Source organism: Micromonospora sp. RTP1Z1, from assembly GCF_033804685.1.
Taxonomy (GTDB): domain Bacteria; phylum Actinomycetota; class Actinomycetes; order Mycobacteriales; family Micromonosporaceae; genus Micromonospora.
Genome location: NZ_JAPFQV010000062.1, coordinates 1 through 19,558, shown reverse-complemented (window position 1 = coordinate 19,558; position 19,558 = coordinate 1). Strand labels below are relative to the sequence as shown.

Genomic DNA, 19,558 nt, shown 5'->3' with positions numbered 1-19,558 from the left:
CTCAGAACCGTGCGTGCCACTCGTCGCGGCACACGGCTCAAGCAAGCCGCTTGGGCGATTTCAGGTGTGCTTCTGCAGGTTCCTGACCCTGGGCCAGTCGCCTTCCTTCGTCGCCTTGAAGATCCTGCCCCGTAGCCGCCGTACGTTCTCCTCGTGGCGCCGCCAGGCGACGGTGTCCCACTGTGGAGAGACGTCCTCAGGTCCGTTCACTCCGAGGGCCGCCATCGCAACATCGAAAGCTAAAGCCGTCATCGCGTCTAACTTGTCCTTCGGTTCGGGTGGTTGCGGTGCGTCGTCGTCAAAGGCTCACCCGCCACACGTCAGCCTGCTTTCGCAGCCGGGCACAAGGTCCGGTATCCGGCCGGTTATACGACAACGACCGGTAGGAGGACCGGTCTAAACGTTCCCGCTTTCCCGTTGCCTTTCAGCCTGCCGGCGTTCGCTTCTTGGGCGTCCTGTTCCCGCCACGGAGTTGGGCTCTCCTCACGGTCGGCTTACCACGACATCCGAGGACGTCGTGGACCGTGCCGGGGTTTCCACGTTCCACACGCGTGAGACACGGCCGGGTCGGGTGCCCTCTTGACCCCGGAGGCGACGGTATCCACACGACCGTAGATGAGTCCTCGGTCGTCGTCTGCCGACTCTCAGCGGCTAGCCTCTTTATCTCCCCGGCACCACATGTCCGACCCGGGGAATTGCCGTGACGAGGCATCAACGAGGGTTCACCATATTCACCCTTTCGGCCTTCCCCTCACCTGTGACTCCCAGTCGGTGCGGGAGTCCTTGGGCTTTCCCCTGAGCTTCGCACCCAGCCATTACTAGCCACGCACGTCAGGGCGGGGACCGGTCTCGGACACTGACCGGGAGCTACGTCTCGGGCATCTACACCCGACCTCCAATCGACGTACTCACTCAACACGTGCGACCTCGTGTCGCACCTCAATTCGGCAGAGCCGGGTCGTCGGTGCGCGACCGCTCGTGACGCGCCGTGACGCCCGGCCGGCGGCAGATCCGGACGATCCCTCAGTGAAGAGCGCCTACTCAAACGCCTCGGCTGGCCCCCAATCCGATCAGGAATCGAGAAGCGCCAGGGTGTCGTCGGGCCTAGCCTTCCTTCAGATGGCCGGCATCTCGCCGAGCCTTAGCGTCGAAAGGCAGCCCGGAAATGCCCGCGAAGAATTCCAAGACCGAGTCCGACGGCTTCAGCGCCGAGGAGCGTGCCGCGATGAAGGAGCGCGCCGCCGAGCTGCGCGCCGAGGGCAAGAAGGGCGCCAAGAAGGCCGACGAGCTGCAAGCGGTCCTCGACAGGATCGCGCAGATGGCGCCGGAAGATTGTGCGCTCGCCGAGCGCGTTCATGCGACGGTGACCGCTACCGCCCCTGAGCTGTCGCCAAAGACCTGGTACGGGATGCCCGCCTACGCGAACGCGGACGGCAAGGTCGTCGTCTTCTTCCAGGACTCGGGCAAGTTCAACTACCGGTACTCGACCCTGGGCTTCCAGGACGCGGCCAACCTCGACGACGGGGACCTGTGGCCGGTGTCGTACGCGCTCCAGAAGTGGAGCCCCGTGGTAGAGAAGAAGGTCGTCGAGCTGGTGAAGGCTGCGGTCTCCTGACCGTTGCCGCGATCGCCGCCCGTAGCGCTCGGTTAGCGGTGCGGACGGCTCCGCCTCAGCACCCGCCGTCACGACCCTCCGTGCCACATCTCTGAGCGCTTTCTCGCATGCAGTCACGCGTGAAGGACGGGCACCGACAGCGGATGACAGGACATCCCAGCGTGGCGAGTCGAACCGACCAGATGACCGGCGAGGAGCAGTAGGAGGGCCAAGATGTGACCAGGTCCGGTCGGAACCACGGTTACCGTATGACCAGGGATTCGAAGCCGTCGGGCCTGACCGTTAGCTCCCGGCAGTAGAGCCGACGATCATCGTGCCCACAAAGCCGCACCAGACGAGGACGAACAGCCCGTAGATGGCGGTGAAGATCCAGCCGACCACGAGACCGGCGGTGGCAAGCTCAACCCCGCGTTCGCCTGACTGGGCGATCTGCTTCTTGGCCTTGTTGCCAAAATAGATGCCCAACGGCGGGAACACCATCGCGCCAAAGACCAGCGCGAGGATCGCGTACATGTTGACCGGCGGAGGGTACGCATAGGGCGGATACGGCGGGTAGCCCGGCGTCGGGCCTGGCACCGGTGGGGGTTGCTGAGTCGGCGGCTGGTCGGTCATGTTGCCCTCCGAACGGGTGGCGGCTACCTCCACAGTGTGAAGGAGCCCGCAAGCGGGCCCCCGGTGACACGGTGGCCGTGTTCGGCGCCGGCACCATCGGCCTGCTCAGCGCCTACTCGGCCCTGATCCGCGGTGCCCGCGTCGTGTACTGCGTGGACGGGGTGGACGCCCGGCTGGACAAGGCCGGCGAGATCGGAGCGGTCCCGATCGACTTCCGCCGCGGCGACCCGGTCGAACAAATCCGCGACGATCGGGCCCGGGCAGGGCTGCCCCTCGGCGAGGAGAAGCTGGGCGGGACAGACAAGGTGGTCGACGCGGTGGGGTTTCAGGCCCGCGATCGTGAACTCCCCGACCGGGAACGCCCCGACCAGGTGATCTCGGACGCGGCACGGCTGGTCAACCCGGCCGGCGCGATCGCCGTCGCCGGGGTGTACCCGGACAAGGACCTGCACCCGGGCCCCGGCGCGACGGCCCACGAAGACCTGGTCGCGCCGTGGGGGACGCTCTTCGGCAAAGGCGTCGCGGTCCGGTTCGGCCGCACCCACGACCGCCGCTACACCCGGCTGCTGCGCGACCTGGTGGTCTCCGGCCGGGCCAGGCCCGGCGTAATCGTCACCCACCACGGCAGCCTCGCGGACGCACCCGACCTGTACCAGCGCTTTGACCGCCGCGAGGACGGGGTGATCAAAGCGGTGCTGCACCCGTGAAACCAATCCGAACAGCCGGCCTCAAAATTGGCCCTCTCGAGCGGCTCCCGCCCGTCACCGCGTACGCGCCGCGGGCACAGCAGTCGTCGTAGCGCTGCCGCCGCCTGTTGGGGGACGACACCGTTGCCGAGCACGCGCAGCGCGGCAGTGCGGGGCAGGTCGAGGTCGGTGACCCATCCCGGGTCCAGGCCCATGAGCCATTGCACGAACGATGGCGCGAGGACGGGTTTGCCGTGCCGGCCGAGCTGGGTCGGGTCGGGGACGGCCTCCGGCTCACCTACCAGCCGGAAACGCAAACGGTGCGCGCCTACCCGGGGCGGCCGCGGGTAGGCAGGGGGTTCGCACAGGCAAACGTATGGCGCAACCGCGGGAGGCCGCGATGACTGGGAACTGGAACGAGCGGGCTGAACCGCCGCCGGAAGCCGACGCGCTGGAGCAACAGCAGGACGAAACGGAGGTCGGTCCGCCGAACACGGTGTCGGCTGCCGTACCGGAGGCGTCTGAGGCGGACCTGGCGGAGCAAGGCGTCCTGGTGCCGAATCACGAGGGTGACAGGCCCACCTCGTTGCCGGCCGAAACCAACCCGACCGACGCCCTCGAACAGCACCAGGAGATTCCCGTCCCCGACGAGGAGCGCCGGGACTGAGCGCCGGATTCCACCGAGGCGCTGGAGTGAGTTCAGTCGAGGGCCAGCTTCAGCTTCGGCCGGGCGGTCAGCGTGTCGCTGTTCACGAAGGCCAGATCGATGGCCGGGTCGGTGAAGGCGATCGGGATGGGCGACGTGATCGGAATTTCGTCGGGCAACGGCAGGTCGGGGGCCAGCGTGATCTTGATGCCGGGCAGCCGCCCGACGAAACGGGTCGTGTAGAAGGTGACGTCGCCACTGACCGTCAAGCGGTCGGCGGCGAACCGTTTGGTCCGGCCGGACGGGCCGGGCGTGCGAAGCAGAAAATCGTCGGTTACCGCCTGGTCCATCCTGAACTTCAGCACCGTGAGGGTGCCGTCGGCGGTGGGCAGGTCGACGATCCCCTCGATCCGGAGCCCGGTCATGGTCACCTTGGAGCCGGTCAGCTTCGACGGGGTCGCCGCCACCACCGGCTGCCCGGGTTCGGCGGCGATCCGCGGCAACGGCTTCCCGGCCTCGACGCCGCCGCTCGGGTTCGGCGACGGCCTCGGTCGGGCGCAGTCGACGCCGGAGATCGGGCAGGTCGGCCCGTCCCGCGCCGGGGCGGGCAGGGCGGACGCCCGCGCCGGGCTGGGAGCGGCGAGCGCCATAGTGGCGAAGAGGCCGAGCAGCCCGAGCAGCACCCCGAGGAACCGCGGATCGCGCTCCCGGGGCACCGGCCGCTCCGCCTCCGGCCCACCGGCTCGCCGGAACGTCGCGGGCCCACCGGTCTCCTCGTACGCGGCGGGCGCCGGCTGAGCCACGCGCGGGCCGATCGGTTCCCGGCCCGACATCAGCTCGTTGACGAGGGCCGGCTGCTCGCGCTCGGCGCCGTGGGGGCTGCGTCGGGGGCGGGCAGGTCATGACCCGCGTCGTCCGACGACTCGTCCCCCACCGTCCCGTCGCCGGCCGGCTCGTCCCCCACCGTCCCGTCGCCGGCCGGCTCGTCCCGCACCGTCCCGTCGTCTGCCGGCTCGCCACCGGGCAGGGCGGTCGGGTGGGGGTCCGGCACCCACGCGAAGCCGAGGGCGCTGCCCACCGTGCCGAGCAGCAGACCGACAAAGAAGCCGCCGAGGTTCACCCCGATCAGCGAGAAGAGCGTGGTCACCGCGGCGACCACGGCGTAGAGGATCCGGTGCTGCGGCCTGAACCACATCAGCAGCCCGCAGGTCACCAGGATGGCGGGGACCAACCAGGAGAGGAAGCCGGTCGGCCCCATCTGGAAGGAGAGACCACGGAGCGACATCTGAGTGGTGCCGAAGATCTCCAGGCCGGCCAGGGCGGTGAGCAGGCCGCCCCAGAACGGCCGTGTCCGCCGCCGGCGGCGCAGGCCACCCCATGCCTCGCGGAGCCGGCCAGGCCGGACGTGCTGCGGTTCGGCGGTTGTCACGCATGCCTCCTGCCGGATGAGGGGTCGAGGGCAGGGAAGGGGCACGCGGAGCGTGCCCTCGGCGGGCCGCGGTGGTCAGCTCAGAAGCATTCCTTGGCGGCCGCGCCGACGTTGACCTTCAGCTTCAGCCCCGTCAGGTTGAACGTCCCGGCGTGGGTGGACCGGGCCACCTGTCGGAGGTTCTTGATGGTCACCGTGTCGGCCTGCTGGCCGAAGCCCTTCCTGTCGCCCGTCGCGCCGGCGGGACCGCCCTTGACGGTCGACGCGTCCTGTCCGATGTTGATGTTTGTGAACCGGGCGTCACCCTCGAGCGATTCGACGTCGATCAGCAGGTCGGTCGCGGTGGCGGGCTCGCCGCCGCCACCGGCGTTGATGGTGAGCACCACGGGAGCGCCGGGCGCCTTCACCGACTGGCAGAGGTCGAAGAGACTTGCGTTGCGGATACCGGTGACGGCCACCGGGTGCTTCGTGCCGTCGATCTCCTCGGCGATGCCGCCGAACTGGACGAAACCCTCACCGCGCAGCTCGGAGGCGGAGATCTTGAACGTCTGCCCCGAGACCGCGAACGAGGCCGCGACCGCGCCGTTAGCCATGCCCAACACGATCGCGCCGGCGACGGCGGTTGCCGGCACGAACATCGCGGCGAACCGCCGCCACCTGGTACGCCCCGGGTTGTCGAACCGATCCTGCACGATTCCTCCTCAAGGTGGATGTCGCGCGGGTTGGCCGAGCGGATGTGACGGCCCCGCACCGGGCCTCGCCACCTGTTACCGGCAGGTAACTCAGTTGCAATGTCGGTGCGGCCGTGCCGCGCATATCACAACACCCTGCCTATCTGACGCTAACAGAATGCTGACACTCCGTGGTGAACTTCCGGCAGAGCGTAAGGCAGATCGTCCAGCCCTCGATCGGGGCTATCCCCCGGCCATCGCCCCGAGGATGATGAACGGTTCCTCGCCGGCGCTGACCCGCTCGGGCAGTGCTGCGTCGGGCGACTCGTTCGACAGGTCCTCCTCGCAGGCGTAGAAGCGGACGAACGCGCGGCGTTTGCCGCTGTGGCGGTCGCGGATGGTGCCCAGCAGCATCGGGTATCGCGCCTCGAGGGTGTCCAGTACCAGGCGCAGGGTGACCGGCCCAGCACCCTCGACCGGATCGGTCACCTCGAGACGTACCTCGCCGGTGACGTGAGCCAGGTTCTTCAGGTGGGCCGGGAGGACCACACGGATCACGGCAGCACCTGGGCTTCCACGGAGAGCACGGGCGGCAGGTCCCGTACGATCGGCGCCCAGCTGTCGCCTCCGTCGGCCGAGTGGTAGACCTGGCCACCGGTGGTGCCGAAGTAGATCCCGCACGGGTCGAGCGTGTCGACCGCCATCGCGTCGCGGTACACGTTGACATAGCAGTCGGACTGCGGCAGGCCCGTCGTCAACGGCTCCCAGTCGTCGCCTCCGGTACGGCTGCGGTAGACGCGCAGCTTCCCCTCCGGCGGGTAGTGCTCGGAGTCGCTCTTGATCGGCACGACGTAGATGGTCTCCGGCTCGTGCGCGTGCACCGCGATGGGGAACCCGAAGTCCGACGGCAGGTTGCCGCTGACCTCGCGCCAGTTCGCACCGGCATCGTCGCTGCGCATCACGTCCCAGTGCTTCTGCATGAACAGGGTGTCCGGCCGGGACGGGTGCTGGGTGATGTGGTGCACGCAGTGGCCGACCTCGGAGTCCTGGTCGGGGATCTCCCCGGAGCGCAGGCCCTTGTTGATCGGCAGCCAGCTGGCGCCGGCGTCGTCGCTGCGGAACGCGCCCGCCGCCGAGATGGCGACGTAGATTCGGCCCTTGTTCACCGGGTCCAGGATGATCGTGTGCAGGCACATCCCGCCGGCGCCGGGCTGCCAGGCCGGTCCGGTCGGGTGGGTACGGAGGGCGGTGAGCTCTGTCCACTTCTGACCGCCGTCGGTGGTGACGTAGAGGGCGGCGTCCTCCGCCCCCGCGTACACGGTGTCGGGGTCATCGCGGGAGGGCTCGAGGTGCCAGATGCGCTTGAACTCCCACGGGCGCGGGGTCCCGTCGTACCACAGGTGCTCACCGACCTCGCCGGAGTAGGCGAAGTCGTTGCCCGCCGTGGTCCAGGTCCTGCCGCCGTCGTCCGACCGCTGGATCAGCTGCCCGAACCAGCCACCGGACTGGGACGCGTAGAGCCGGTCAGGATTGGCCGGCGACCCGGTGAGGTGGAAGATCTCCCAGCCGCCGAAATGAGGTCCCTCGACCGTCCAGTCGCCGCGCCTGCCGTCCGACGTCAACGTGAACGCGCCCTTGCGTGTACCCACCAGCACCCGTACGCCGCTCATCCCCTCATCCTTCCACTCGTTTCCCCTGGGTGAAACCGTCCACCACGCCGACACTCGTCGGTCTCCGTCAGTCGTACTCTTCGGGTACGACGAATCGGCGTCTTTGGATCGACAACTAGGCCGTGGCGGTGTCGCCGGGTCAGCATTCCGCTGGGCCGGGCCTGTCGGAGGGGCCGGGTAGCGTCCCGTACATGACTGGCCCTGGCGACGTCCCACCGGAGATCCTCGACCGACTCCGGCCCGTCTGCCTCGGGCTGCCGGAGACCTACGAGGAGCCAGCGTGGGTGGGCACGCGCTGGCGGATCCGCAAACGCACGTTCGCCCACGTGCTCACGGTCGACCCCGACCACCAGGCGGCCTACGCCCGAGCTGCCGCGACCGACCAGCCGATCTGCGTCCTGACGTTCCGGTCGCCCGGCGGCGAGATCGCCGGGTTGATCGCCAGCGGCCACCCGTTCTTCAAGCCGGGCTGGGGCGCCGACGTCGTCGGCATGGTGGTGGACGACGGCGTCGACTGGGACGAGGTCGCCGAACTGCTCACGGAAAGCTACTGCGTTCTGGCGCCGAAGAGGCTGGCCGCCCTGGTCGACCGACCGTTCGAGCTCGGGTAGCGGCGGTGACGGCGGAGATCCGGAAGATTACTGGCGAAGAACCCGGGCCTGGGTAGCCGGTCGAACGGTGGTGAGGAACATGGTCAGGGCGACGACCTGAATGCTGGCCACGGTGATGATGACGGCGGTGATCGAGTAGTCGTAGAGGGCGCCGATGAGCAGCCCACCGACCAGGGTTGCCCCGCCCAACCCGGCGGCGAAGATGCCGTAAGCGGTGCCCCGCCGAGCGGCGGGGACGATGTCGGCGATGGCCGCACGCATGGTGGATTCCTGGATGCCGAGCACGGCGCCCCAGGCCAGGACCCCGGCGACCGCGGTCGCCGGGGTCGTGGTGAAGGCAGCCAGCGGGATCAGGGCGGTCAGGACGGGTACGGCGGCCAGTACCCGGACGCCGGCCCGGTCATACAGCCATCCGGAGGCCAGCGCGGCGAACGCGTTGATGCCCATCGCGGCGGCGTACACGACCGGGACCGCCGCCACCGGTACGACGTGCCGCGTGGCGAGGTGGAAGCTGAGCACCCCGAAGGTGGCGTAGCCGGCCGTGGTGAGCACCGTGAAAGCCAGGTAGATCCAGAACACGCCGGGTAGCCGGCCGCCCGGCGGAGCGGGCGCTGCGCCGGGTCGAGGGCCCGGTTCGAAGCGACGCGGGTCGGGCACGCCGGCGCGCAGCCAGAGCACCAGGAGCATTCCCGCCACGGCGGGTACGGCCAAGGCGAGGAACGCGGGCCGGTAGTTGTGGGCGGTGGCGGTCAGTACGGCGGCGACCAGCAGCGGCCCGGCAACGCCGCCGGTCTGGTCGAGCGCTTCATGGACGGCGAAGCCCTTGCCTCGGCCCACTGCGGCAGCAGCGTGGGAGATCATGACATCCCTCGCCGGGCCGCGGATCGCCTTGCCGGCACGCTCCGCGATGAACAGCGCCGCAGCGAGCCACAGCGCGGTGGTCAGCCCGAGAGCGGGCACGGCGACCATGGTCACGGCGTAGCCGACCAGGACGAGCGGCCAGTAGGCGCTGGTACGGTCGGCGAGGGGCCCGGTGGCCAGCCGCCCGGCCAGGGCGAACGCCTCCCCGGCGCCGGTGACCAGCCCGACGAGGGCCGCGGATGCGCCGAAGGTGGCCAGGTAGGGGCCGATGACTGACCGGGCGCCCTCGTACACCACGTCCGACAGCAGGCTGACAGCACCGAACGCGGTCACGAACCGCCACGGCGTCCACCTGATCGTGAGCGCGGTGACTCTCACCCATGCAGTCTTGCCTACCGGCAAGCTGGTCGGGCCTAGATCAGCCCAGGACGGCAGACTGTACGCCCACGGTCGCCGACTCGCCGCCGACGTCGAGCCTTCCCTATGAGGCCCGGTGGATCTGTCTAGGCGACGTGGTCTGCCTGGGGCACGGTGCTGAGATAGAGGAAGTCCGTCACGCCGATCACCCCGACGATTTGGCGGACCATCGGCGGCATGTCCCGGCGGGTGGGGTCGTGCACGAGGCGAGGACGGGTGAGGCGCACTCGCCGGCCGAGGATCTCGACCTCACAGCCGTCGGCCGCCAGCACGTTTCTCGCCCAGTCGGTGATCCCGTAGGTCAGGGCGGCGACGTAACCGTCGGACGTCCGGAAGATATTGATCGGCGTCCGGTACTCGCGACCGGAGCGGCGGCCCCGATGGATGATGACGCCGAAGCCGGGCAGCCACCCGGCCAGCGGACCGGTCACGCGGTTGGTGGCGACCCGGTTGAACCGCGCCAACCGTCTGGGTAACACCATGGCCACCATGTTCCCCCAAGCGCGATCGAACCGTCCGCCGACACGTCGATCGCTGCAGCGGTTAGGAGATCGGCGGACACGGAGGCCGGTCAACGTCCGAGGCGGACCTCGATCTCCAGCTCGACGTCGTCACGGACCTTGAGGGCGCCGAGAAAGGCCGAGTACGGCTTGATGCCGTATGCCGACTGCGTCACCACCGTTGTGGCGCGGTACCGGTCGGGCGTCACTTCGCGCACCTGCACGTCGATGGGGGTGGCGACCCCGTGCAGAGTGAGAGTTCCGCTGATGGTGGCGGAGTCGTCGCCGGTGACGACCCGGGTGGACTCGAAGGTGGCCGTCGGGTGGCGGTCGACGTCCAGCGTCCGCCGGGCGTTGTTCTCGATCTCGCCCCGGTCCTTGTCGGTCAGCGGCCGCGCACCGCCGGTGCCCTCCCGCACGGCCAAGGACCCCAACTCGACGCGCGCCGTCGCGGTGGCATCCGCCGGCCCCGTCTCGGGCACGTCCAGCTCCACCGACCAGTCGGTCACCTCGATGGTCAAGTCGTGGCCGACGGTCGAGCCGACACCCTTGCGGCCCGTGCGCAGCAGCATCCGCCCGTTGTCCGGGCCGAACCGCAGCATGCCGGTGCTGATCGCCACCCGCTTAGCGTAGGCGAAATGACCGTTTCCCACCCGGTCGACGCGATGACTGGTCCGCGGCGGGTGCCGAGCGGCGGGTGCCGAGCCGCCTGCTGGACCAGGGTCGCCGCCCGAAGAGTGATGGGATCTGGAGCGGGCGGCTGTGCCGGCAGGTGCTGATACAGGATGGCGACATGCGACTGTGCGACCGTGTCCTGGTACATCAGGTTCACCCGGTCAAGGTTTCGGCGGATGTCACCGCGAGCCTGGTTTCGAACCTCTTGCTCTGGTGTTCGCGACCGAAGGCGGCCGCCGTGGTCCGTGTCGCGATGCCGGTCGCCGGTTCGGTGGCTGTGCTCAGCCTGGCGGACCTTGGCGCCCTCGCCCGCACGCGGCGGGGACGCTGGGTGCGGGCGCACATGCCGCCGTCCGCTCAGGCGGTGAGGCTGGTGGGCGACGCGGTGATGGCCGTCGGCGCCCGCCGACGCAGCCCGGCGCTACTCGTCGTGGGCGCGCTGGTGATCGTGGCCGGCTGGTCGCACCCATGGTGGCCCTATGTGAGAGAAGTTCGTTGAGCTGCGGGGCGGGCTCAGCGCTCCCGCGCTGGCATCCTGGATGGTCCCACGTGCCGATCGAGCCAGTCGCCGAGCGGCCGCGTGGTGTGCAGGAACTCCACTATCCGCCGCTTGGCCGCGGCCGTACCCAGCCAGCTGGCGACCGGCCACTGTTTCCAGGCAACCAGGCCTTTGTTACGGAGCAGGTCGGCCCGCGGGTGATCGCGCGGATATCCCCGCGGCGCGGTCTTGAGCGCCTCCCGGCCACCGACCTCGATCTGGTGACGCTCAATCTCCGCAATGATCTTTTGCAGCTCTCCGCCGCTGGCGTCGTCGGCCACCGCCTGGCGGTACCGCTCCAGCTGGTCCGTGGCCATCATCCACATCCCGTTGCCGGCGGCCAGGCCGTCGGCGGAGAGCTGGACGTACCCGCGGTGCTCGAGCACCGCCCCGATCGCGGTCTTGTACGGTGATTTGTCGGCGCTGAACCGGACGTCTCGATTCGGCCGGAAGATTTTGCCCTCGCCGAACTCGGGCTCCAGCTCGGCGAGCAGCTCCGTCATCGGAGCGTGCACCTGGTCGTCGTAGATCGCCTTATGCGCAGTCCAGTATGTCTTTGAGTTGTCGGCCGCAAGTCCCTCGTAGAACTCCAGAGCCTCGGCTGGCCATCCCTTGAACACCACGATGCCGAGGGTATCGCGCGGACCCATAGTCGGCGGGATGGTTGATGCGTGCCCCGGGCGCCCCCTCTAGCATGCCGCCATGCCGACACACCTGAGCTTGGAAGATCACCTTGCGGCAATTGTCCGCAGCGGCGCCGCCCTGCGCGAGGCGGCTGCCGCAGCTGGGTTCGATGCAACGGTCCCCACCTGTCCCGGCTGGGATGTCACCGAGCTGGTGACCCATCAGGGCATGGTGCACAGATGGGCGGCGGCGAACCTGCGCGGCGACACCGACCACGACACCTCAGCTTCACAGGCCGAGGGCAAGGCCGCCGCCGATCTGCTCCGCTGGTACTCGGACGGCCTCGCCGCCCTGGTCGATACCGTGCACGAGACAGCGGAGGACGCCCAGGCGATGGTCTTCCTCAAGGACGCCCCACCGCCGCGCCGATTCTGGGCGCGGCGCCAGGCCCACGAGACGACCATCCACAGCGTTGACGCGATCTCGGCCGTCCATGGACGGTGGCCGGGAGCGTCGGACGTGGACATCGATCCGGTGCTGGCTGCCGACGGGATCGATGAGCTTCTGACCGGCTTCATCACCCGAGGGAAGGGTCGGCTCCACTCGGTCGAGCCGTACACCGTGATGGTGAGGACCGACGACACCGGTCACGCCTGGACGGTACGGATCAGCGAAGGCCCGATCGTGACCATGCAAGGGGAGGCCAAGCGGGCGGACGTGGTGTTCTCCGGCACCGCGGTGCAGGTCTACCTGAGCCTCTGGAACCGCGCGGACGAGATCGCCACGGAGGGCCGATCCGACGTCGTCGACCAGTGGCGATCTCAGATCCAGATTCGCTGGAGCTGACGTGACGAACGATCCCACAGCCGGCTGTCGATGCAGCTCGTCTGCCCTGTCGCCACCGGGTACGACAAGACCGCCACCTCGTACCAGGCGGCGGTCACGGTCGCCGCGCTTCACCTGAGGTGAATCGGCGCTGCATGCGGCATTGCTCAGGGGAAATTGGCAGGATGGGGCCATGGCCACGGTCGCTGTGATCGGTCTGGGTGGGATGGGTAGCCGGATGGCGGGCCGGCTGCTCGATGCCGGCCATGACCTCGTTGTCTGGAACCGCACGCCACAGCGGGCCAGCGATCTTGTGGCGCGTGGCGCGGTCGCTGCCGACAGTCCGGCAGAGGCTGCCCGCCGCGCCGAGATGGTCATCACCATGCTGTCCGACCCGGCGGCGCTCCAAGAGGTGGCCGAGGGCCCGCAGGGCATCCTCGCCGGTGCCACCGCCTCGACGACGCTCGTGGAGATGTCCACGGTCGGGCCGGCTGCCGTGCGACGGTTGGCAGGGATGCTGCCGGATGGCGTTGGCCTGCTCGATGCGCCGGTGCTGGGCAGCGTCTCGGAGGCCGAGTCGGGTTCGCTGCGGATATTCGTCGGAGGGCCGGAGCCGCTTGTCCAACGGTGGATGCCGGTGTTGGGCGCGCTGGGCTCGCCGCTGCATGTCGGGCCGCTCGGTGCCGGCGCGGCCGCCAAACTGGTCGCCAATTCGACTCTCTTCGGGGTGCTCGCTGTTCTCGGTGAGGCGCTCGCTCTCGCGGACGGGCTCGGTCTGCCGCGTGACATCGCGTTCGAGGTCCTGTCCGCGACTCCCGTCGGCTCGCAAGCGGATCGGCGGCGGCCAGCGATCGAGTCCGGCCAGTTCCCGCTGCGGTTCGCGCTGTCACTCGCCCGTAAGGACGTCGATCTGGTCGTGTCGGCCGCCGAGTCGGCAAGTGTCGAACTGCCGGTCGCGGCGGCCGCCCGGCAATGGGTCGTGGCAGCCCAGGAAGCTGGCCTCGGCGACCGGGACTACTCGGCCGTAATCGCGCACATCACCGACACTGCCCGATCAGCCTGAAACCCGGCCGTGCGACAGGCCCGTCAGGTGGCGGTTGAACTCCGGCTGCACGGTTCAGCGGCGTCGACTCAGCCGCTCCCAGGCGCGGCGCCGGTCCACCTGCACCGGGTTGTGTTCCGCGTCCTCGACCACTCCGGCCGGCGGGTCCTCGCCCGGATCGTGCATCTCGGCACCGGGTACCGACAGCACGACGCCCCGCTCGTACAGGTCGGCGATCTGCTCCCGGTGGGCGAAGCGGTGGTACCGGTCCGGCCCCGGCGGTGCCACGATGACGCCGTGGAAGATGTCCAGCCGTTCGTCGGCGAGCACGTGCTCGACCACGCCGACGGGTGCCGAGTCGACGTCGTAGACCCGGGTGCCGACGGCGAGCGCGAGGTACGAGACCTTCGCGCCGAGATCCTCCACAAGGTTCACCGTACCCGCCGCCGGATCGCCATGGGCCCGATCACGACGGCCGGTCTGGCCATGACCAGGGCTGCCGACAGCGCCGATCGTCAGGCTCAGGCGGAGGCTTCCTCCCCCGGTCCCAGTCGGCAGCGGCGTACCCGCGTGCGGCGCGGGCACACCTGCTGCTGCCTCGACTGTGCGTGCTACGAGCGGGGGTGCCGCCCGCCACCGGCACCCACCGGTTCGATCACCTGCCGGAACTCCTTCGGAAGCTGGGCCACCGTGTCCTCGAACTCTTCACGGGTAACAGCCTCACGTAGCGTGGTGAGCGCCGCGCGGACCCCGGCACCGGCGAGCGCAGGGTCGACGCCCGGGCGTTCCGCCACCCGCTGCACGAAATCTTCGAGCCCGAGCAGATACTTGGCCTGTTCATGTCTAAGCGGTGTGCGCAGGTGATCGTCAAGCCCTTCCGGAAGCTGATAGGCAAGGTCCTCAGCCTGGCCGGAGCTGATCCGACATGCCAATGTCTCCAACGTCGCGCGGGTGAGTGCCGCCGCCTGATCGGTCGACACCTTTGCCCGCGTGGCCACTGCGTTGATGAAATCCTGGTATTCCACCTGATTCTCCTCTCCGGCCGGATCGCCGTCCAACCGTTGCCGACGCGTCCCATCGCTCCACGATCGAGGCCGAGTGGGCGGATGCCCGGGATGGATTGGAGCGAGCATCTGAGCGCCAACACCGGGGCGGGAGTTACGAACCCCTGACCTCGATGCGCCCCGGTCGGGTTCAGGGCGCCTTGCACACGCGTACCGTCAATGGCACCTCACCTCAAGGGCCGGGGCGAACTCCTGCCTCGCTCGACAGCCTGCCCCGGAGAGGGGTGACGATGCCTCATCCCGATCGGGCGAACCGGCAGGTGCTCCCCGACGGCGACCTCCTCGAGATTCCGACGATCGGGAGGGTGAGCTGGTCGACCGTGAGGCGGCCGCGAATTGCCGGGCCGGAGTCGCGAGGCCGGGTCAGCGGCGCAGGCGGCGGGCGCAGGGGCCGTCGTGGTCGGCGCGGAGCAGGCAGCGCCGGCCGCCGGGCATCAGCAGGTCGCAGAAGACCCGATGGCGTACGTCGCAAGGGGCGGCTGGCTCCCGGCTTTGACGCTGACCTGGTCGCCGTTGAAGGCGATCCCCTCGCCGACGTCACCGCTCTGCGCGCCGTCACGGCCGTGTTCCGCGCCGGCCATCAAGTGCGCTGACGCCCGGGGCTTCAAGACAGCGGCGACGGGTGAAGGACCTCTACGAACAGAATGGCCTCGTCGACGATGGGTGTCGGCGCACCGACGCGAATACGCCCCCGTCCGCCGGACAGCGCTTTGCCTGTCGCCCAGAGCTCTGCAAGCCGGGTCGGGACGCTGCTCGGCTCGGAGCCGGCCTGATCGCCGGCTTCGCGTTCCGGCAGGTGTTGGGGCCGTGGCGCGCCAGGAGGATGCGCCGAGCGCACCGACGAGGCGGGCTGGGGTGGAGGGGTTCGCCGGCTCCCCGGCCGTTGGCCGGGCTGATCCGACCGGCCGGGAGAGCGCGGCGTAGACCTCGGTCGTCCGGCGGGCCTAGCATCGCCGTATGCGCCGACTCCTCGCGATTGCGCTCGCCCTGTTGCTGTCCGCCCTCGCCGCCTGCACGGGTTCGTCCAAGGGGCGGGCCTCGGCCGATGCGCTGCCAGCCGGTGCCGACCTGGTCGCGGCGGCCGCCGCTGAGATGCGCACGGTGACCACGGCGCGATTCGCGATCAAGTCGAAGGGATCGGTCAAGAGCCTCGGCATCCGCGGGGCGGACGGCGTGATCACCAAGCAGGGTGACGCGGAGGGCACCGCGCAGATCGACCAGGCCGGCGCCATCGCCGAGTTCGGCTTCGTCATCTCCGGGCAGACCCTGTACGTCAAGGGCCCGACCGGCGGCTGGCAGCGCCTACCGCTCGCGCTCGCCTCATCGGTGTACGACCCATCGGCGATCCTCAACCCGGACCGGGGCGTTGCGCACCTGCTCGCCACGGCGACCTCGGCCCGGACCGAGGGTCGGGAGTCGGTGGGCGGCGCGGCGGCGTACAAGGTGGCCGTCACCCTCAGCGGTCAGGCGCTCGCCGCCCTAGTGCCCGGCATCACGACCGATATCGCCGGCACCTTGTGGGTCGGTGCAGATCGCCGGCTGCTGTACCGAACTGCGTTCGTGGTGCCCGGCGACGGGGGCACCGTCACGATCAGCTTCCGCGAGTTCGACGCCCCGGTCAAGATCAGTGCGCCCTGACGCCGCCGCATCTCCGCGCGCGGGACGGCGGGTCGCCGTCGGCGTCGGCGGGGCGGCCGTGCTGCTCGCGGCCCTCGACGCGTACGTCCTCGTCACCCTGTTCACCCAGATCGTGCACGACCTGGGTGTCCCGCTCAGCCGGCTGGAGCGGGCGATCCCGCTGGTCACCGGCTACCTTGTCGGCTACGTAGCCGGGATGCCGCTGCTCGGCGGGCTCTCCGACCGGTACGGGCGCCGGCCGGTGATCCACGCATGCCTGGCAGGGTTCGCCGCCGGCTCGGCGCTGACCGCGTTCGCCCCGTCGCTGTCCCTGGTCGTGGCCGGGCGCGTGGTGCAGGGCCTCGCGGGCGGGGCCCTGCTCCCGGTGACCATGGCGCTCGTCGGCGACCTGTTCGCCCAGTCGCGCCGGCCGGTCGCGCTCGGGGCGGTCGGGGCTGCGCAGGAACTCGGCGCCGTCCTGGGCCCGTTGTACGGGGCGGGGATGGCGGCCCTCGTGGGCTGGCGCGGCGTCTTCTGGATCAACGTGCCGCTCGCGTTGGCCGCCGCGATCGCCGTACACCGCACCGTGCCCGCCGGCCGGCGGTCGCCGGACGGTGCCCGCTCGAGTGTGGACCTCGTGGGCGGCGCACTGCTCTCCGTCGCGCTGGGCCTGCTAGTGGTCGGCCTCTACAACCCGCAGCCTGAGCATGGCGTGCTGCCGCCCTGGGGCCCGGGCACGGCACTCGCGGGGGTCGCCGCACTCGCCGCGTTCCTGCTCTGGCAGGCGCGCGTCGGCACCCGCCTGTTGGACCCGGCCGGGGTGCTCCTGCGCCCCCTGCTCGGGGCGCTCGGGGCGAGCCTGCTGGCCGGGGCGGCGCTCATGGTGACCATCGTCGACCTGCAACTACTGGCGCAAACCGTGCTCGGCCGCGACTCCGTCGGGGGTGCGCTGCTGCTCACCCGGTTCCTCATCGCCCTGCCGGTCGGCGCGCTCGCCGGCGGCCTGCTGGTCCGCGCGCTCGGGGAACGTTGGGTCGCGGTCGCCGGCCTGCTGCTCGCGGCGGGCGCCTACTGGCTCATCGCCGGCTGGCCGGCGAACCTCGCCTCCGCGCGGTACGACGCCGGGCCGCTCAGCCTGCCACGGCTCGACACCGACCTCGCGCTGGCCGGGATCGGACTCGGTCTGGTGATCGCGCCGCTCTCCGCGGCCGCTCTGCGGGCCGTGCCCGCCGCCCAGCACGGCAGCGCCTCGGCCGCGATCGTGGTCGCCCGGATGATGGGGATGCTGCTGGGCTTCGCCACGCTGTCCGCGTGGGGGCTGCACCGGTTCGCCGAGCTCACCGCCGACCTCGCCACGCCGCTGCCCTTCGGCATCGAGGCGGCCGAGTTCCGGCGGCAGCTAGACGCGTACAACGACGCGATCCAGGTCGCCCTACGCACCGAGTACGCGGAGATCTTCACCGCTACCGCGCTGCTCTGCGCACTCGGCGCGCTGGCGTCGCTGGCCCTCGGCGGCCGGCCCGTCGATCGTCCGGACGATCGGGAAGGCGACGTGGCGGCCCTGCCGGCCGCACCGCTCAACCATTCATGACCCGACCGGCCGCTGTCGCGCGCACCGCGCCGGGAGCAGATCCTGGCGTGCCGCCGCCTGGCCCGCGGCTGGGCCACCCCGGACACCACTTTGCGGGTCACGCCGTGCGCAGCCAGCCGAGGGTCTTCATGGCGGAGAGGCTGGTCGCCTTGAGGCCAGCGTCGGAGACGGTCCAGAGCACTCCGTCGACCACCAGTGACCGGCGGATCGGCGCCAGATCCGCGGGACGCCCCGTGTCCAGCGTGTGGTCGACCGTGCCGACCTCGGTGAACCCGCCGTCGCCGACCCGCAGAGCCAGCGCCACGTTGCTCGGCAGGCCCGCTTTGCCCACGGCACTCTGGTCGTTCACCGCACCAGGGTTGCCCACGGCGCCTGTGCCGTAGACGGTCAGTGGGACCACGACCAGGCGTTCGGCCGGCCAGTAGAGGAACGCATGCGGGTCGAACTCCGCCTCGGAGTGCCCCTGCTTGACGTGATACCGGGCGATCCGGGTCGGCTTGGCCGGGTCGGAGACGTCGAAAAGGGAGAGCTGGGTGCCCTGGACACGGCCCTGGTCGGACGCCTCCTGCCCGACGCCGAGCAGTCGTCCTTCGCCGGCCGGGTGCAGGTACGCCGAATACCCGTTGATCTTCAGTTCGCCGCTCACCTTTGGCGCCGTGGGGTCACGCAGGTCGACGGTGTAGAGCGGGTCGGTCTGCCGGAAGGTGACGACGTACCCGGTGCCGCCGACGAACCGTACGGCGTGGATCCGTTCCCGCTTGCCCAGTCCGGTGACCTTGCCGACCTGGGTCAGCGTCGTGCCGTCGGCGCGCAGGACGTACATGCTGGACGTCGAGTCAGGCTTGTCGCCCCAGGTACGGCCACTGGTGGTGGCCACTCGCAGGTGTCCGTCCCACTCCGACATGGCGTACTGGTTGATCAGCCAGCCCGGTACGGACGCGGCGGCGACGTACCGCGGGGCACCCGCGCCCGAGGTGTCGAACTGGTAGATGTCGGTGGTCTCGCCCTTGGGATCGGATGCGACCTTCCGCCCGGTCAGCATCGGCAGCACCCGCCAGCGCTGGTCATTGGCGACGTACAGCCGGGGTCCGTTGCTGTAGACGGTGTCGCCGTCGGCGATCACGGTGACCGGGTCGCCGCCGCCGAGCGTGGCCACACCGAGGTCGAAGCTGAGCACGGTCACCAGCGACGTGCCGGAGTAGCTGGCCGGCCGGCTCACCCGGTCGCAGCCGACCCGTCCGGTGCTGGTTCGCCCGCCGGAGGTGACCTCGTACCGGGGCAGCCAGTCGTTGGCGGTCGCGTTGTCGATGATCTCGCGGTTGGCGTCGGTGCGCTGCTCGTCGGTGGCCCGTTCCCGGTACGGGAAGTTCAGCCGGGGCGCGGAGCGGACCACGACGCGGACGGTCGTGCCCACCTGACGGGCGTCCACCAGATTGCCGTCGATCCGGTATTCGCCGATGACCTTCGGCGCGCCGGAAAGATCGACCATGATCAGCCGGGGGCCGACGATGTCGTCCGGCATCGGGGCAGAGCCGCCGTCCGCCGGGGCGGGGCGCCCGCCTCCCTCCGGGACGGCGGGTTTCGCCATTCCGGCCCACCCCTCGCGGAGCAGCACCAGCGCCCGGTCACCCTGTAGCAGCAGGCTGTCTTCGGCCCCGCCGAACCCGTCGGCACCGGGTGTCAGTTTCAATTCCCCGGTCAGCTGGCGGGTGGCCGGGTCGATCACGTACAGCTTGCCTGAGACGAAACTCGGCCTCAGCCACGTGTGCGGCAGCGTCCCGGCGGAGCCGGGACACGGTGGTTTCCGGGCATGGTGGTGGGCTTGCCGCTGGTGGCGGGGTGCGGCAAGCTGGGTGCTGGTGGG

Annotated in this window: 21 protein-coding genes and 1 pseudogene; 9 read left to right on the top strand and 13 right to left on the bottom strand. The window is 70.2% G+C overall.

Annotation, left to right across the window (positions count from 1 at the left end):
• Nucleotides 1-60 precede the first annotated feature (60 nt).
• Nucleotides 61-225, bottom strand: a complete 165-nt coding sequence (locus SLP03_RS25305; protein WP_319458907.1) for a reverse transcriptase N-terminal domain-containing protein — start codon at nt 223-225, stop codon at nt 61-63.
• A gap of 940 nt (nt 226-1,165) precedes the next feature.
• Between SLP03_RS25305 and SLP03_RS25300 the strand changes: the two genes are divergently transcribed.
• Entirely contained in the window at nt 1,166-1,615 is a 450-nt protein-coding gene (locus tag SLP03_RS25300) for a hypothetical protein (protein WP_319463128.1), read from the top strand.
• 282 nt (nt 1,616-1,897) lie between these two features.
• Here SLP03_RS25300 and SLP03_RS25295 read toward each other — a convergent pair whose 3' ends face one another.
• Nucleotides 1,898-2,227 carry a DUF4190 domain-containing protein gene (locus tag SLP03_RS25295; RefSeq protein ID WP_319463127.1) on the bottom strand — a complete coding sequence of 110 codons (330 nt, stop codon included), beginning with the start codon at nt 2,225-2,227 and terminating at the stop codon, nt 1,898-1,900.
• Nucleotides 2,228-2,298: 71 nt separating this feature from the next.
• Between SLP03_RS25295 and SLP03_RS25290 the strand changes: the two genes are divergently transcribed.
• Nucleotides 2,299-2,934, top strand: coding sequence for a hypothetical protein (locus SLP03_RS25290; protein WP_319463126.1), 636 nt, complete (start codon nt 2,299-2,301; stop codon nt 2,932-2,934).
• A gap of 355 nt (nt 2,935-3,289) precedes the next feature.
• Complete coding sequence (locus SLP03_RS25285; RefSeq protein ID WP_319463125.1) at nt 3,290-3,580, top strand: hypothetical protein; 291 nt, start codon at nt 3,290-3,292, stop codon at nt 3,578-3,580.
• 32 nt (nt 3,581-3,612) lie between these two features.
• Here SLP03_RS25285 and SLP03_RS25280 read toward each other — a convergent pair.
• From SLP03_RS25280 to SLP03_RS25265, 4 genes and pseudogenes are all read right to left on the bottom strand, one after another.
• Nucleotides 3,613-4,988 (bottom strand): annotated as a pseudogene (locus SLP03_RS25280) (DUF6114 domain-containing protein).
• 80 nt (nt 4,989-5,068) lie between these two features.
• A complete protein-coding gene (locus tag SLP03_RS25275; protein WP_319463124.1) occupies nt 5,069-5,680 on the bottom strand; it encodes a DUF6230 family protein in 612 nt (203 codons plus the stop codon).
• Nucleotides 5,681-5,902: 222 nt separating this feature from the next.
• Complete coding sequence (locus SLP03_RS25270) at nt 5,903-6,217, bottom strand: MoaD/ThiS family protein (RefSeq protein ID WP_319463123.1); 315 nt, start codon at nt 6,215-6,217, stop codon at nt 5,903-5,905.
• Nucleotides 6,214-7,329: an exo-alpha-sialidase gene (locus SLP03_RS25265; protein WP_319463122.1), complete on the bottom strand. Its 1,116-nt coding sequence runs from the start codon at nt 7,327-7,329 to the stop codon at nt 6,214-6,216. Before SLP03_RS25265 ends, SLP03_RS25270 begins: the two co-directional genes overlap by 4 nt.
• A 191-nt stretch (nt 7,330-7,520) precedes the next feature.
• On the opposite strand from SLP03_RS25265, the gene SLP03_RS25260 reads away from it, so the two are divergent.
• Nucleotides 7,521-7,940, top strand: a complete 420-nt coding sequence (locus SLP03_RS25260) for an MmcQ/YjbR family DNA-binding protein (protein WP_319463121.1) — start codon at nt 7,521-7,523, stop codon at nt 7,938-7,940.
• Nucleotides 7,941-7,967: 27 nt separating this feature from the next.
• Here SLP03_RS25260 and SLP03_RS25255 read toward each other — a convergent pair whose 3' ends face one another.
• The 3 genes from SLP03_RS25255 to SLP03_RS25245 all read right to left on the bottom strand — a co-directional run bounded on the left by SLP03_RS25255 (nt 7,968) and on the right by SLP03_RS25245 (nt 10,338).
• Entirely contained in the window at nt 7,968-9,179 is a 1,212-nt protein-coding gene (locus SLP03_RS25255) for an MFS transporter (protein ID WP_319463120.1), read from the bottom strand.
• Between the two features lie 125 nt (nt 9,180-9,304).
• Nucleotides 9,305-9,700, bottom strand: a complete 396-nt coding sequence (locus SLP03_RS25250) for a nitroreductase family deazaflavin-dependent oxidoreductase (RefSeq protein ID WP_319463119.1) — start codon at nt 9,698-9,700, stop codon at nt 9,305-9,307.
• An 89-nt stretch (nt 9,701-9,789) separates the two neighbouring features.
• Nucleotides 9,790-10,338 (bottom strand): YceI family protein, encoded by a 549-nt coding sequence (locus tag SLP03_RS25245; RefSeq protein ID WP_319463118.1) that lies wholly within the window; start codon nt 10,336-10,338, stop codon nt 9,790-9,792.
• Nucleotides 10,339-10,415: 77 nt separating this feature from the next.
• Between SLP03_RS25245 and SLP03_RS25240 the strand changes: the two genes are divergently transcribed.
• Entirely contained in the window at nt 10,416-10,892 is a 477-nt protein-coding gene (locus tag SLP03_RS25240; protein WP_319463117.1) for a hypothetical protein, read from the top strand.
• 14 nt (nt 10,893-10,906) lie between these two features.
• Here the strand turns inward: SLP03_RS25240 and SLP03_RS25235 are convergent, their stop codons facing one another.
• Nucleotides 10,907-11,554 carry a DUF2461 domain-containing protein gene (locus SLP03_RS25235; RefSeq protein ID WP_319463116.1) on the bottom strand — a complete coding sequence of 216 codons (648 nt, stop codon included), beginning with the start codon at nt 11,552-11,554 and terminating at the stop codon, nt 10,907-10,909.
• A 79-nt stretch (nt 11,555-11,633) separates the two neighbouring features.
• Between SLP03_RS25235 and SLP03_RS25230 the strand changes: the two genes are divergently transcribed.
• Both SLP03_RS25230 and SLP03_RS25225 read left to right on the top strand, forming a co-directional pair.
• Nucleotides 11,634-12,401, top strand: a complete 768-nt coding sequence (locus SLP03_RS25230) for a maleylpyruvate isomerase family mycothiol-dependent enzyme (protein WP_319463115.1) — start codon at nt 11,634-11,636, stop codon at nt 12,399-12,401.
• A gap of 172 nt (nt 12,402-12,573) precedes the next feature.
• The gene (locus tag SLP03_RS25225) at nt 12,574-13,443 is read left to right on the top strand and encodes an NAD(P)-dependent oxidoreductase (protein ID WP_319463114.1); all 870 of its coding nucleotides are present in this window, start codon (nt 12,574-12,576) and stop codon (nt 13,441-13,443) included.
• A gap of 54 nt (nt 13,444-13,497) precedes the next feature.
• On the opposite strand, the gene SLP03_RS25220 is transcribed toward SLP03_RS25225, so the two are convergent.
• Both SLP03_RS25220 and SLP03_RS25215 read right to left on the bottom strand, forming a co-directional pair.
• Nucleotides 13,498-13,848: a hypothetical protein gene (locus tag SLP03_RS25220; RefSeq protein WP_319463113.1), complete on the bottom strand. Its 351-nt coding sequence runs from the start codon at nt 13,846-13,848 to the stop codon at nt 13,498-13,500.
• A 185-nt stretch (nt 13,849-14,033) separates the two neighbouring features.
• Entirely contained in the window at nt 14,034-14,447 is a 414-nt protein-coding gene (locus tag SLP03_RS25215) for a DUF2267 domain-containing protein (protein WP_319463112.1), read from the bottom strand.
• 996 nt (nt 14,448-15,443) lie between these two features.
• On the opposite strand from SLP03_RS25215, the gene SLP03_RS25210 reads away from it, so the two are divergent.
• Both SLP03_RS25210 and SLP03_RS25205 read left to right on the top strand, forming a co-directional pair.
• On the top strand, nt 15,444-16,124 hold the full coding sequence (locus tag SLP03_RS25210; RefSeq protein WP_319463111.1) for an LppX_LprAFG lipoprotein: 681 nt from the start codon (nt 15,444-15,446) through the stop codon (nt 16,122-16,124).
• Entirely contained in the window at nt 16,114-17,694 is a 1,581-nt protein-coding gene (locus tag SLP03_RS25205) for an MFS transporter (protein ID WP_319463110.1), read from the top strand. The genes SLP03_RS25210 and SLP03_RS25205 overlap by 11 nt, the downstream gene beginning before the upstream one ends.
• 97 nt (nt 17,695-17,791) lie before the next feature.
• Here the strand turns inward: SLP03_RS25205 and SLP03_RS25200 are convergent.
• On the bottom strand, nt 17,792-19,558 hold a 1,767-nt coding region (locus SLP03_RS25200), incomplete at its 5' end, for a beta-propeller domain-containing protein (RefSeq protein ID WP_319463109.1).

Bases quoted from the DNA above. Each gene is read 5' to 3' on its own strand.
- SLP03_RS25305 (WP_319458907.1), bottom strand. From the start codon at position 225: ATGGCGGCCCTCGGAGTGAACGGACCTGAGGACGTCTCTCCACAGTGG.
- SLP03_RS25300 (WP_319463128.1), top strand. From the start codon at position 1,166: ATGCCCGCGAAGAATTCCAAGACCGAGTCCGACGGCTTCAGCGCCGAG.
- SLP03_RS25295 (WP_319463127.1), bottom strand. From the start codon at position 2,227: ATGACCGACCAGCCGCCGACTCAGCAACCCCCACCGGTGCCAGGCCCG.
- SLP03_RS25285 (WP_319463125.1), top strand. From the start codon at position 3,290: ATGGCGCAACCGCGGGAGGCCGCGATGACTGGGAACTGGAACGAGCGG.
- SLP03_RS25265 (WP_319463122.1), bottom strand. From the start codon at position 7,329: ATGAGCGGCGTACGGGTGCTGGTGGGTACACGCAAGGGCGCGTTCACG.
- SLP03_RS25260 (WP_319463121.1), top strand. From the start codon at position 7,521: ATGACTGGCCCTGGCGACGTCCCACCGGAGATCCTCGACCGACTCCGG.
- SLP03_RS25250 (WP_319463119.1), bottom strand. From the start codon at position 9,700: ATGGTGTTACCCAGACGGTTGGCGCGGTTCAACCGGGTCGCCACCAAC.
- SLP03_RS25230 (WP_319463115.1), top strand. From the start codon at position 11,634: ATGCCGACACACCTGAGCTTGGAAGATCACCTTGCGGCAATTGTCCGC.
- SLP03_RS25225 (WP_319463114.1), top strand. From the start codon at position 12,574: ATGGCCACGGTCGCTGTGATCGGTCTGGGTGGGATGGGTAGCCGGATG.
- SLP03_RS25210 (WP_319463111.1), top strand. From the start codon at position 15,444: ATGCGCCGACTCCTCGCGATTGCGCTCGCCCTGTTGCTGTCCGCCCTC.